General features: G+C 57.2%; 13 protein-coding genes. 11 read left to right on the plus strand and 2 right to left on the minus strand.

The features are described from left to right. Positions 1–69 precede the first annotated feature (69 nt). The 3 genes from NA619_RS12365 (at position 70) to NA619_RS12375 (ending at position 2,772) form a co-directional block, all read left to right on the plus strand. Positions 70–1,455, plus strand: a complete 1,386-nt coding sequence (locus NA619_RS12365) for a sensor histidine kinase (RefSeq protein WP_255962141.1) — start codon at positions 70–72, stop codon at positions 1,453–1,455. 649 nt (positions 1,456–2,104) lie between these two features. Next, positions 2,105–2,383, plus strand: coding sequence for a hypothetical protein (locus tag NA619_RS12370; protein WP_255962142.1), 279 nt, complete (start codon positions 2,105–2,107; stop codon positions 2,381–2,383). Between the two features lie 194 nt (positions 2,384–2,577). Continuing rightward, the gene (locus tag NA619_RS12375; RefSeq protein WP_255962143.1) at positions 2,578–2,772 is read left to right on the plus strand and encodes a hypothetical protein; all 195 of its coding nucleotides are present in this window, start codon (positions 2,578–2,580) and stop codon (positions 2,770–2,772) included. Between the two features lie 128 nt (positions 2,773–2,900). On the opposite strand, the gene NA619_RS12380 is transcribed toward NA619_RS12375, so the two are convergent. Further along, positions 2,901–3,731, minus strand: coding sequence for a DUF932 domain-containing protein (locus NA619_RS12380; RefSeq protein ID WP_255962144.1), 831 nt, complete (start codon positions 3,729–3,731; stop codon positions 2,901–2,903). Between the two features lie 586 nt (positions 3,732–4,317). Here NA619_RS12380 and NA619_RS12385 point away from each other — a divergent pair. Together NA619_RS12385 and NA619_RS12390 are read left to right on the plus strand one after the other, a co-directional pair. After that, on the plus strand, positions 4,318–5,121 hold the full coding sequence (locus NA619_RS12385; protein WP_255962145.1) for a hypothetical protein: 804 nt from the start codon (positions 4,318–4,320) through the stop codon (positions 5,119–5,121). 296 nt (positions 5,122–5,417) lie between these two features. Continuing rightward, entirely contained in the window at positions 5,418–5,927 is a 510-nt protein-coding gene (locus NA619_RS12390) for a ProQ/FinO family protein (RefSeq protein WP_131651231.1), read from the plus strand. 67 nt (positions 5,928–5,994) lie between these two features. Here NA619_RS12390 and radC read toward each other — a convergent pair whose 3' ends face one another. Beyond that, positions 5,995–6,504, minus strand: coding sequence for a RadC family protein (gene radC, locus NA619_RS12395; protein ID WP_255962146.1), 510 nt, complete (start codon positions 6,502–6,504; stop codon positions 5,995–5,997). A gap of 513 nt (positions 6,505–7,017) precedes the next feature. Here radC and NA619_RS12400 point away from each other — a divergent pair. The 6 genes from NA619_RS12400 to NA619_RS12425 form a co-directional block, all read left to right on the plus strand. Next, entirely contained in the window at positions 7,018–8,058 is a 1,041-nt protein-coding gene (locus NA619_RS12400; protein WP_255962147.1) for a dsDNA nuclease domain-containing protein, read from the plus strand. Further along, positions 7,956–8,636, plus strand: a complete 681-nt coding sequence (locus NA619_RS12405; protein WP_255962159.1) for a Hachiman antiphage defense system protein HamA — start codon at positions 7,956–7,958, stop codon at positions 8,634–8,636. The genes NA619_RS12400 and NA619_RS12405 overlap by 103 nt, the downstream gene beginning before the upstream one ends. Then, entirely contained in the window at positions 8,636–9,496 is an 861-nt protein-coding gene (locus NA619_RS12410) for a DEAD/DEAH box helicase (protein WP_255962148.1), read from the plus strand. Before NA619_RS12405 ends, NA619_RS12410 begins: the two co-directional genes overlap by 1 nt. Positions 9,497–9,550: 54 nt before the next feature. After that, a protein-coding gene (locus NA619_RS12415; protein ID WP_423836828.1) for an IS3 family transposase occupies positions 9,551–10,770 on the plus strand; the annotation gives its coding sequence in 2 pieces (ribosomal slippage) (positions 9,551–9,896 and positions 9,896–10,770; 1,221 coding nt in all). 10 nt (positions 10,771–10,780) lie between these two features. Next, entirely contained in the window at positions 10,781–12,112 is a 1,332-nt protein-coding gene (locus NA619_RS12420) for a helicase-related protein (protein WP_255962150.1), read from the plus strand. A 156-nt stretch (positions 12,113–12,268) separates the two neighbouring features. After that, positions 12,269–12,718, plus strand: a 450-nt coding sequence (locus tag NA619_RS12425; protein WP_255962151.1) for a transposase, incomplete at its 3' end; no start/stop codon positions are given.

Here is a 12,718-nt window from a genome sequence, read left to right on the forward strand (position 1 = left end):
GTGTTCGTCTATCAAGTATCTTTCAGCTAAAGCGATAACCCTCGGGTGCCAGCGTCAGGTAGCTCGGTCATGCGGTTCGTGAGGAAGCTGCGGATCAGCAGTCTTGCCGTTAAGGTGATACTTGCCTACGTCATTGGCGCTACGCTGACGATCCTCCTGCTGGTGTTGGCAGTCTTCTCGCTTAAGGCTGACAAGAGCGGCGTTCTTTCGGAAGCGGAGGTAGCGGATATCACCAGAGAAATGGCCGTTGAACTGCTGTTCGATGGCGCTGGCAGCCCTGTCGGGCTCGACATCACTGGCTTCGATGTGGAGTGGGCATTCAGGAGCCTGCAGCAGGACACCGCTTACCGCGTGCTGGACACAGCGGGAAAGGTGGTCCTGTCTTCGCCGGGTAGCGAAGTCATCTGGCCTGAAAGCGGCTCGGCGAGACAGCCCATACCTGGGAGGTTCGCGTTCCAGCAGAGGGGCCTGACCATGCATGGCTCCACCGAGGCGGTAGAGCACGATGGACAGACCTGGTATCTGCAGTTCACCGCCAGTACGAGATTCCTGCATCTAGTCTACCGCGCATTTACCTTGCCCTTTACCGGTATGGGAATCACGTTGTTCAGTCTGGCTCTGCTCTTTGTTTTCAGCGCCTGTGTGTACGTGACCTTGAGGTATACCTTTAAGCCGCTGCGAGACGTATCGAATTCAGCCGCTGACATTTCGCCCCGATCGCTTCACGCTCGTCTTCAGACTGATGCCATCCCTAGCGAAATCGCCCCCTTGGTGATCAGTTTCAACAACGTACTGGAGCGGCTGGAACATGGCTATCGCATGCAGCAGGAATTTCTTGCCACTACTTCCCATGAGTTGAAGACGCCGCTTACGCTGATACGCTCACAGATTGCATTGATGGTTGATGGTGATGAACGCAGATCATTGCTCAACGATGTGGAACACATGACGCGTCAGGTAAACCAGTTGCTGCACCTCGCCGAAGCGAGCGAGATACAAAGCTACCAGTTCGCCATGGTGAACATTCGAGAGGTGACCACCGAAGCCGTGAACTATCTGCAGCGTATGGCAGACACGGCGGAAGTGAGGTTGATTACCTCTGGCGATAACGAGCCGTACTGGTTGGCAGACCGGGGCGCACTCTTCACGTTGCTTAAGAACCTGTTGGAAAATGCGATTCAGCATGCACCTCGAGGAAGCTGCGTGCATGTCGCAGTCAACACTAGCAGCCTGACGCTACGCGATTGGGGGCCTGGGGTTGAGGAGGAGCAACTGGCGCATCTGTTCACACGATTCTGGCGCAGCGCCCACAGACGAGATCATGGCGCAGGTCTTGGCCTGACCATTTGTCAGGAAATCACGACGGCCCATGGCTGGACGCTGTCGGTGCAGCGAATGGATCCAGGCTTACTAATGCGGCTCTCTCAACCTAAATGCGCGGTAGTACCGACTTAGCTTCGTCTTCCCAGATGCGGCAGGCGAGCGCGCCACCGTGGATAGGGGCCGAAGCTACCCAGCGCCGAGAGCAGCCCCAATTTTCCAACGACACACTCATGACTGGGAACGATGATGTGATCCAGCGTCCGTACCTCCCGATGATACTCAGCGTTTCCATCAGCCGCTTGGTTAGCGTCCTGTCCGCCTGTTCGGCTCTAGACTCCCGCTCCGATGATTTAACGAGTAGATCACCGCCACGGCATTGCCTCTGCAAGCTTCAACCCGCCCATCTCCCCACAACGCCCCAGCATGTTTGCCCTCCCTCAACCCCCGCGCTAGACTGGCCCGGTCGCGGTAAATCCGCGACCGGGCGTGAGAACCCGGCGTGTTTGTCCAAGGCGCGGTTGCGCCGTAGCGCACAGCCAGTGTTTGCACTGTGCTGTAGCGACGCTATGGCGGGCCGTGTGAGGCAGGTTTCGGCCTGGCCGGTTCCCTTGGACGCCGGTTCTCACCCTTGCACGGTCCGCCACCCTTGCTCGTGAGAAGGCTGGATGGCGGCTCCTTAACTGTCCAAGGAGCACCAGCAACATGCGATACGTCCTTTTTATCCCCGCGCTCCACCTCGATTCAGCAGTCCCTTGTTGTGTCACCTTCTGGGAGGTGAGCAATGGCTGATCGTGAATCCAGACTTCTACCCTTCCCTCACCGCCCACGAGCGCCCTCGCCGCTTTCATCCGCTGCGTGCGCTTCTGCACGACAGCCTGTGTTGTTTGAAGCCGAGCTGCGGGCCTATATGGTCAAGGATTTACTGCAGCAGATAGGCGGACCTGATGGGTTTTATCCCCAGGACCTGCGACTAAAGATGACGCTGTATGCCGCCGAGTCGCTGCTTGATGAGATGGTGGTGCTGTATCGGCGAGCCGTATCTGGGGTGGCTGTAAGCTGAGTTAGTTGGCAGGCCGCTGTAACAGCGGCCTGCCAACTAGCGTTTCGTTGCGGCTCGTTGGCTGGACTTCCAACACGCCTAATGTTGGCAGTTATGTTTGCTGTTCACGGACCGCTCGAGCTCTTCCTTCCTCCATGAGATGTGGCTACATGTAAAATACGGCCGCGTTACTTCGCAGCTCAAGCGAGATATTTGTGACCCTGACTGATGCGACGATCGCGCTTCTTCTTGCAGCCAAGCTCCACGGCACGGATGCGGCTGTAAAGGCTACCGCCAAGCGTTGCTCCCAAGCCCTCCCCCGCAGCAAACGCGACCTCATGTTTACCGTGATGAACAGTCGCGAGCCTCTGAAGCTTGTTGGGCACATCGCTCAAAATTTGGACCAATAGCGGCTTCGGTAGCAGTCGGCTGATCCGAAGTTTCGATTCAACTGCGCGTGGCGGAACACCACGCACGGTTAAGGCAACGTTCGAATATATGAAAGGGCCGACCGCCTGACGGCCCTTCCAGGCGGACTTCAGGCTTTCAACTGGTGCAGCCCATCGGCCAGAAGCCACAGGGCACGGTTCAGGCGTAGGTCCTGGTCGATGCTTTGCACGGGGCGGGTACGCTGACGGCGTCCGCTATTGCCGCGCCCGACCAAACCGCCACGAATGAGGTTTTCCTGGATGCGGTTGAACACGCTCCAGAGGTCGACTCGGTTATCGTCGACACGGCGAGCGGCTAGCACCTGCCGTTCGGTGATCGGCGCCGGCTTGGCGTGATCGCCATACTTGAGAGCCAGCGCGGCACGGGCGAAGACTTCGGCCTCGCCGCCATCCAGGGTGACAGCGCGCATGGCCTCGCGCGACACCTGCGCCTGCTCGAAACCGTGCAGTACTTGGTAAGCGCCCTCTATCACCTGGGCGGCCACGTCGCCTTTACGCGGCACGCGCGCGTCCGCTACGGTGTCGCCGCAGACTAGGCCGTTCTGGCAGACGAAACGGAACATGCCGGCCATCATCTGGTAGCTGCTGGTGCCGTCGTGCGAATTCAGCAGGATGATTTCATTGGCCTCGCCTCGGGCATCAATCTGGCTGGCATGACGCAGGCGGATCATGTGCTTGGTGAAGTCGCGCCGGTCGTCCCGGCGCACCCGGGTCTGACACACCATGAAGGGCTCGAAGCCCTCGCCGCGCAGATCCCGCAGCACAGTCGCGGTGGGAATGTAGCTGTAGCGCTCGGAGCGGCTTTCGTGCGGTGCATCGGCGAAGATGGACGGCGCCACGGCGCGAATCTGCTCATCCGACAAGGGGAATTCCGAGCGCAGCACCGGGGAGCGGTACGAGAAGTTGGAAGCAAGTTGCATGGTCGTTCTTCTGACAAGGTTTGCTGTTCAACCCCCACCGGATTCCTAGATTCGGAGCCCGCTTTCGGCTCCTCCGGTGGGGTCGGCACGAACACCTGGGCTGGCCTCGTTGCCACCGTCTTTCCTGAGTTCATCGCCCGCGACGGTCAGGAGCGCGCGGACAGGTGCCATCAAGGAAGCAAGCGCCGGGATGGTGCGGCCCGCAGGCGCAGCCGAGGACACGGCCCGGCGCGCCTTGAAGGCGCGAGGCCGCGCGCTACAGTCGCGACAAGGTGATGAAGTCAGGGAAAGACGGATCGACAGGCGATGGCCGCAGCATGGGCAACGGCCTTCGCAAGCGCAGCGCGCAGGCCCGGAGCAGCCGGGCCGAAGGCATTAGCCGAGCACAGCGAGGGAACGTTGGAAACCCAAAGGGCGAGACTTGCGCAGCGAGGCTCGATGCACAGCACGACAGCGCGCCCGGCCATAGGCGGGGATGCCCAAACAGCTGAAGTACCTGAGAGCCGGTCAAGCAATGTGGTTTGGGGTACCGACACACCCAGCAAGGTCAAATAGGCTGAAGCGACTTCAACATAAGGGATGACACATGCCTACAGCGCAGACCACCACCCCGCAGCAAGTCTGCGAAAACATCCTGATCGGCGAAAAGCGCTACAACACCGAGCGCAGCATTCTGCGTAGCGAGAACGCCATTATCGATCGACTGCTCACTCGCGGCCTCGAACTGAAATCAGCCTACGGCGAGCTGTACGAGAAGCTGCACTCGCGTCCGCCAGCCCTCAGGGTATTGCTGGGCCTTTTGCTGAGTACCGCAGCCTTTTGGAGCCCTGAAAAGATCGCCAAGTCCCGCGACCGGCGAGACGAACTCATCGAGACCAACCGTCAAATTGGGCGAAAGGCCGCAGAGTTAGCGCAGCTGCTGGAGCAGCGTACCTGGCTGCATGAAACCTCTGGTTTCAGCAGCCGCACCCACTATCACGTTTGCGATGTGATCGAGGCGGCGGCCGGGAACCACTCACTGTTCAATGCCTATGTGAAAGACCGCCTGGACGCCCTCTGCGGCCAGTTCGACCTGAAATACTGGCCCTCGCCGGATCAGCTTGTCCGAGCCCTCGCAGCGGACGCAAATAGCGCCACCCTGGAGGCGACCGATCCGCTGACCCGCGCCGCGTCTACAGGAACGCGGCCTTCGCGAACCGACTTCTTCAAGGCATTGTTTGCTGCCATTGAGGAAAACAGCACACAGAGCGGCGGACCTCTGCCCGAAGATTTTCGGCTCAGCGATGGCGCGCTCGCCTCGTTGGCGAATTGCGCGTTGGGCTTGGGGCCGGATGAGCTTGCGGACAGCACCTACGTAAAACGACTTCGCCAACGCCTCCGCGACAAGTGATGTGTGCCGTGGCGCAGCACAAAGATGGCCGAAGCCCCCTGCGAAGCAGGAAGAGGCATTACGGGCACGCAGTTACCCCAAACGTTCTCACGGACGCAATCAACAACGTCTAGAGTCGTACCAGCTATGCAGGCAATACATATATCCGCCCAGGCACCGCCGGTTGTGGCAGCCACAACGATCAGTAGTCAGGCGGGTCAGATGCCGCGCTCACGCACTCTTAAGCAGGCTGTGTAAAAACGTTTGCATGGGATACCCTATCGCCACGAATCAACGATGAAGCTGCGAACTGAACGATGGGTTTTGAACAACTAGCAGAGCTACGAGACCGCCTACGAGCTGAAAAGGTGCAGGAAAAGACTGATGGTAAGCAGCAGCGTATGCGGAAGCCTTCTCGGAAGACAGAGCCTCGCGAGCAAGATCCTGCGGTGGAAGCAATCTGGCGGTTGCAGAAGCGTTTTCCATTGGCTTTCCCGGTCAGTCCGGCCCCCAAGGTACCGCTAAAGGAAGGGATTCTCCAAGATGCTGAGCAACACCTGGATCTGCTCGGAATAACCAAGGAACAGCTCAAGCAAGGCGTCGCTATCTGGTGCCGAGGAAGTCGCTACTGGGCATGCATGACGGAGAATGCGCCACGCATGGACCTGAATGGTCAGGCGGTTGGCGTGGTGACGGCGAACCAGGCGCTGCACGCGAAGCAGCAAGCTAAGCGGCAGCGCGGCCAAGCACGACGTAGTCAAAAAAAGCCAAAAGAGCGTATGCCGGATAAGGCCGCTGATTCTGCTGTGGAACGGGTAGCGGATTAAAAACAAGTGACTCCATGCCGCCCGCATTCGACGGCGCAGCAAAAAAGGGGGCCGAAGCCCCCTGCGGCTAGAGCAAGCCCTGCTCTGCGAACGAAACCGTTGCCTCGCCGCCCACGATGATGTGATCCAGCGTGCGTACCTCCACCAGCGCCAGCGCCTCCTTGAGGCGCTGGGTCAGCACCTTGTCCGCCTGGCTTGGCTCTGGATTCCCGCTCGGATGGTTATGCGAGAAGATCACCGTCGCAGCGTTAATCCGTAACGCCTCCTTCACCACTTCGCGCGGATACACTGAAGCCTGGTCGATGGTACCCCTGAACAACTCCACGTACTCAAGCAACCGATGTTTGCTGTCCAGGAACAGCGCCGCGAACACCTCGTGCTCGAAACCGACCAGCTTGGTACTCAGGTAATCTTTGACCACATCCGGTGCGTCAAACAGCGCCCCGCGCTGGTACTTCTGATCAATCGCCTGACGCGCCACGCTCAGGATCTGGTCTACAGATGCCGGCAGGTAGCGCCCCTGTGCATCACGCACCAGCAGCATGGCATCGAACGAGGAAAAGGAAAGTTGCGACATGGTCGTGCTCCGGTTGCTCGGGCGGAATTGCCCGGAACCGGCGCCAGCACGGCGCAGCGCAGCTGTCAGGGGTCACCGACGGCCGCCAGGACGCCAGCGTGCAAAGCACGCGCCGCCCTTGACGGCGAGAACGCCGTGATACGGTAAAGGGAACAGCAAGACCGCCCCCCACTCCATCCATGCCACGGATCGAGGCAAGCGGAGCGCGCAGGCCCTCAAGGGCCGGAGACGTCAGGGATCAAAGCCGGATGGCGGCGACTCGGCACGAGGCGAGGGGCGCAGCCCGCGAGCCCGACGGCGGATCGCCGGATGCCTCAACAGAGCGAAAACGTGAGGTCGGACGGCGGAAGATCATTTAGCAGCTTTCGGCCAGATGCGGTCAGTTTGCCCACTAATATAGCTCTGCCTCCCCCGCCCCCCCCATTTATCAAGCTGCCTTGTGAACAACTATGTGGTAGCGTTTTGCCAACATGGGTGGCCGACACCTCGATCGAGACAGCAAGCAGGGATGTTATGGCAAAGGTTTCGCGTCCATCGAACAAGGGTGGGCCTGCAGCGAGGCAAGGCTTCAAGTATCAAGATCATGTTGCTGCGTCCTTCATCTTGAAGATGCTCGCCGACAGCAATTACGTTCAGGTTGAGTGCGAAACGGCGGATGATATCGTCGCGGTTTACTACCAGGGCGAGACGTTGATCAATGAGTACATTCAGGTCAAAACAACGGAAGATGACAAGAAGTGGAACCTAGATCAGAGCACTAAGCTAGACAACCGCAAACCAGATACGTCGCTGTTTCAAAAATCACTCCTGTGCGACAAACGCCCAGGGGATGCTCGATTTCGCATCGTCTCCAAGCGCGATGTTGCCAACGTCTTGAGATGCTTCACCGTCGAGCTAGAAAAGCGGGTTCTTCCCGACGAGGCTACGTCACGGGGCTCCAAGCTCGCTAAAAAATTTCCCAAGACCCTTTCTGATCAAAAGCACGATTTCAACTACTGGGCAGACAACTTTGTCTGGCAGGTGTGTGGTGCTATGGGTTCCATGGAAGCCATGAACATGAAGCTGCTTTTCGAGCTCGCCGAGCAACAAGGCATGAGACCGAATCACAGTCAGTGCAAAAAGATATATGCAGAGTTCTTGGAGTGGGCTGACGAGGCGGCGACCGCAAACGTGATCACAGAGGCAGCTAATAAGGTCATAACGCGAGAGCAAGCAGGTGACCGCTTGGAGGCGCTATTCCAAGATGCGGAGCGAGATGCGGCATCCAACGCTAAACCCTACCGGACAAAGCCGGAACCGTTCTTGGTCGAGTTCCACTCGGCCTCCGATGCGAGTCTTTTGAGATCGCTTACTGGTTTTGATATTCAGTACGATTTTGAGGATGGCAATGTCGTGAGTTTGCCGAGCACTTGGTTCAGTGGCTTCCAGAATTCTGCCTGCGTGCCAGCGAAATCGCCAATTTCCAGGTGCACCATTCCAGAGAAGTACTGGCTAAGTCAGTCGGCAAGATCAATGGGACCTCACTGCCGCGCGAGAGGTTTCTTGCTGAGGTGATTCTTCACTCCATCCTGCGTAGCAAACACGGCAGCCAACCGATCGCATGCAAGGTCTTCTTCGAAGAACAGGGAAAGCTTTCTGAATTCGGTAATGCCCATGTCGTGCAGGAGCGCGGGCGACCTGATGAGCTATGGCTTGGCCTGTCGAGGATGATCTTTACGGGAAAAATGGACGATAACCTTGATGAGATCTGCAGGGTGCTTGACTGCACCATTTCGAAGGCCGCGCTGATCGCTGAAAGGAACATCATCGTCACATTACGAGAGCCTCAGCATCACCGGCCAACCGCCGAAAAATTTAATGCCGCGCTCAGTCGCAACGCCAGGGCGGAAGACCTTCTGAAGGTGCTGTGTTTTCCCATTCTCCTTGCCTATGACAGCAACACATTGGCTGGCGGCTACCTGGCCCAGTACATCAGCAATCTCAAGGCCGAAGTCACCGAGCACTACACGACATTGACTGGAAAGCTCACTTCGAAAATCGATCAGGTTCGCGTAGTGGTCTACCTAGTTCCCATTCAAAGCACCGTAGAGTTGATCGCAGAGTTCGATTCGATTTGTGGGGCGTACGGCTGATGAATTACGAAAATGTAAAAAGCAAGCTGGAGTCGCTTACCGCAGATAGCGGTTCAAGGATCGCGCTACTTTCGGAGCTCAGCTTGATCGTCAATAAATCTGACCCTGAATGGGAGGGACGTGATCTGGTGATCCGCGCCCTAGATAAGCTTGCCTTGTTTGACGAGGTCGAGCAGTCCTTGCTGTTCAGCCTGGTACGCGCTGTTGGGCTTTTCCCGTATATGTCCAAATATATAGACGAGATCTCGTACTCTGACCGACTCGCCGTTGAAATGCATCGCTTCGAAGGGGTTGAAAAGGGGCTGGTGTTCCATCGGCTACAGGCTCATGTCTTCAGCCTGCTGACGCAAGGCAGAAACGTTGTCCTGAGTGCGTCGACTAGCGTTGGCAAGAGCCTCGTGATTGATGCTGTCCTTGCGCAAAAGAACTTCCGAAAGGTCGTGGTGATCGTGCCCACCATCGCGCTGATTGATGAGACCAGGCGCAGGCTAACCAGACGCTTCCGATCACACTACAACGTGATCACACACCAGAGCCAGGAGGCTGTGCCTGACGTTACCAACGTCTACCTGCTCACTCAGGAAAGGGTGCTCCAGCGTGATGACTTGGAGGATGTCGATTTCGTTGTTGTCGACGAATTCTACAAGCTGGATCTCGCCAGTGATGGTGATGAAAACGGCCGCGCAATCGACCTGAGTCTGGCCTTCCACAAGCTCGCGAAGCAGAGGGCGCAGTTCTATCTCCTAGGGCCGCACATCCAGAATATCCAAGGACTAGATGCCTACGAATACAACTTCATTCCGTCCACATTTGCGACCGTTGCAGTAGACGTGCACTACTTCAATGAACGAGCCCCCTGAAAGACAGGACACCGTTTCCCCCTTACGATAAGGGATAGGCAAACGGTTATGTTTATGACTAATAGCAACGATAAGAGTGGGGAGCTTTTGGGTCGGGAGCGGCGGCGCCGCTGGAGCCCTGAGCAAAAGCTGACCATGGTTCGAGAGAGCCTTGAGCCCGGGCAGAGCGTTTCGTTGGTGGCTCGGCGTAACGGCATCAATGCCAACCAACTATTCCTGTGGCGCAAGCTTTACCAAGACGGCAGTTTGTCGGCGGTCAGTGCTGGCGAAGCCGTGGTACCTGCCTCCGAGCTGAGCGATGCGCTCAAGCAGATCCGTGAACTGCAACGGATGCTGGGCAAGAAAACGATGGAAGCAGAAATCCTCAAAGAGGCCGTGGAGATCGCCCGGTCGCGAAAATGGATTGCGCACTCACCCTTGTTGCCGGGGGACGACCAGTGAAGCTGGTCAGCGAATGTCTCGGTGTGGCGCGCTCGCAATTAACGGTTCGAATCAAGCAATCGGCATCCCCCAAAGTACGGCGGAGCAGGCCTGTGAACGATGCTGATCTGGTAGTTGAAATCCAGCAACAGGTCAGCGAACTTCCCAGATACGGCTACCGCCGCGTCTGGGGATTGCTGCGTCGCGCCCGTGAAACCCAGTCGCTACCGGCGATCAATGTGAAGCGGGTTTACCGGGTCATGCGTGATCACAACTTGCTGCTTGAGCGCCGCATCAAACAGCCCGGTGTGCCGCGTCGGCACGAAGGCCGTATTGCGGTGGAAGCCAGCGATACGCGTTGGTGCTCGGACGGCTTTGAGTTCCGTTGCGAGGACGGCGCCAAACTGAGCGTGACCTTCGCCCTGGATTGCTGTGATCGCGAAGCCATCGGCTGGGTCGCGAGCCCGACCGGGTACAGCGGCGATGATATCCGCGATTTGATGCTGGAAAGCGTGGAGAAGCGCTTTGGTGATCAACTGCCCGCCACGCCGGTGCAATGGCTAAGCGACAACGGCTCGGCGTACACCGCCGAACAGACACGCCTGTTTGCTCGACAGATCGGCTTGCAGCCGGTGACCACCCCAGTTCGCAGCCCGCAAAGCAACGGCATGGCTGAGAGCTTCGTGAAGACGATCAAGCGTGACTACGTGGCGCACATGCCCAAACCGGATCGAGAAACGGCGCTGCGCAACCTGGCAATTGCCTTCGAGCATTACAACGAGCAGCATCCGCACAGCGCTTTGAAATACCGCTCGCCGAGGGAGTTCAGGCGCTTGGCAGCAGCATCAATTTAACGGGGAGTTGGTGTCCGGTTTTGTAGGGGCAAGTCCATTCAACCTTCCGTTCAACGGCAACGCACGAAAGGATAAATTGCTTGAGTTGTGCGCTCAGATCACCAGTCCTACGCTGATCTACTGCCAATCACCCGCCAGCGCCAACCGGGTCGCCCAATTGCTAATCGATGAGGGAAAATTTGCTCTAGTGGAGGCCACTGCCCCCATCGCTCAATGGATATCCGAGCACTATCATCCCCAGTGGAATGTGGCCAAGGCCATTTCCTTGGGGATAGGCATCCACCATGGGGGCGTTCCCCGCGCCCTGCAACAGTACTTCGTGAAGCTATTCAACGAGGGAGTAATCCGGCACATCATCTGTACGTCGACGATGATCGAGGGCGTAAACACCTCAGCCGAGAGCGTCATTATCTACGATCGCCGGGTCAGCAACACGCCCTTTGACCATTTCACATTCAAGAACATCTCGGGGCGTGCTGGCCGCATGAACCAATACTTCATCGGCAAGGTGTACATGCTTGAGAGCCCTCCTGTGGAGACGGATCAGACCGTCGAGTACCCAGTCGGCCTCCAAGATGAAAACTCCCCGATGGGTATGCTACTGAAGCTTGAGAAGGAGTACCTGACTGATCTCTCTCTTCAGCGCGTCGGCGGTCATTCTGCTCCTGGCCTTTCTCAAACAACCTTGGTCGAAAATCGATACATACCGATCGAACGACAGATTGAGGTTGCCGAGCGAATCCTTCGGGAACACCCCAGAAGCCTTGAATTGCTGAACTGGAATGGCATTCCAGAGCCTCATCAGCAGGAGTATCTCTGTCAGCTGGTCTATGACCACCTTCCCCATAAGCTTGCAGACTACAACATTCATTCGGGGTCACAGCTGCACTGGCACATTAACGCTCTGCGGATCGGCCAGAAGGATTTTCCTCAATATCTACAACAGGCCATCAACGAAGATCATCAAGGCCGCACACCAAGCGAGGCCATCGGGCAACGGCTCAAGCTCATCAGAAACATCATGTGCTACAAGCTGCCCCGGGATTTCATGGCTATCAGCCGGATTCAGGAGGACATCTTCGGCATGGCGGGTCTTGATCACGGAGACTTCGCGCTTTTCGCAGAGCAGTTGGAGAATCTCTTTCACGAACCTCTACTGACCGCGCTCGATGAGTACGGCATTCCGATCCAGATTTCATCGAAACTCAAATGGGCTATCTTGCCCTCAGAAAGCCTGAACAAGATGCTCGGCAAGGTGCGAATGCTTGCTCCCCGTATTGCTAGCTTTGGACTGGAGCAGTTTGAACAGGACATCACTCGCTGGGCAATTGAAGATATGTGAGAAAGTCTCTCCCAAACGTCGGTGAGCCGTTCCTACTACTTTGTATGAAATCAAGAATCTGCACAGCTTACATGTCCGCTTCTGGCCCAGAGTGTGTAAAAACGCTCGTACAAACCCTTGCTATGATTTCTGAGAATTTCATCGTAAGAGAAGCCCATGAAACGGTTTATCCAGGGTGAACACCGAGGTCAAAGCACCTTGCTTCCCGAGAGCCTCGACGACTACGTCAGCGATACCAATCCGGTGCGCGTGGTCGATGTCTTCGTCGATGAACTCGACCTTGCCGCGTTAGGTTTTGAAGGCGTCATTCCAGCCGAAACTGGCCGACCTGCGTACCACCCAGCGATCCTGCTGAAGATCTATATCTACGGCTATCTGAACCGTATTCAGTCGAGCCGACGTCTTGAGCGAGAAGCCCAACGCAACGTCGAGTTGATGTGGCTAACCGGGCGATTGATACCCGACTTCAAGACCATCGCCAACTTCCGGAAAGATAACAGCAAGGCCATTCGCGGCGTCTGCCGCCAGTTCGTTGTGCTGTGCCAGCAGCTGGGGCTGTTCGGAGAAAATCTGGTTGCCATCGATGGCAGCAAATTCAAGGCAGTC

The organism is Stutzerimonas stutzeri, from assembly GCF_024448895.1.
GTDB classification, from domain to species: domain Bacteria; phylum Pseudomonadota; class Gammaproteobacteria; order Pseudomonadales; family Pseudomonadaceae; genus Stutzerimonas; species Stutzerimonas stutzeri_Q.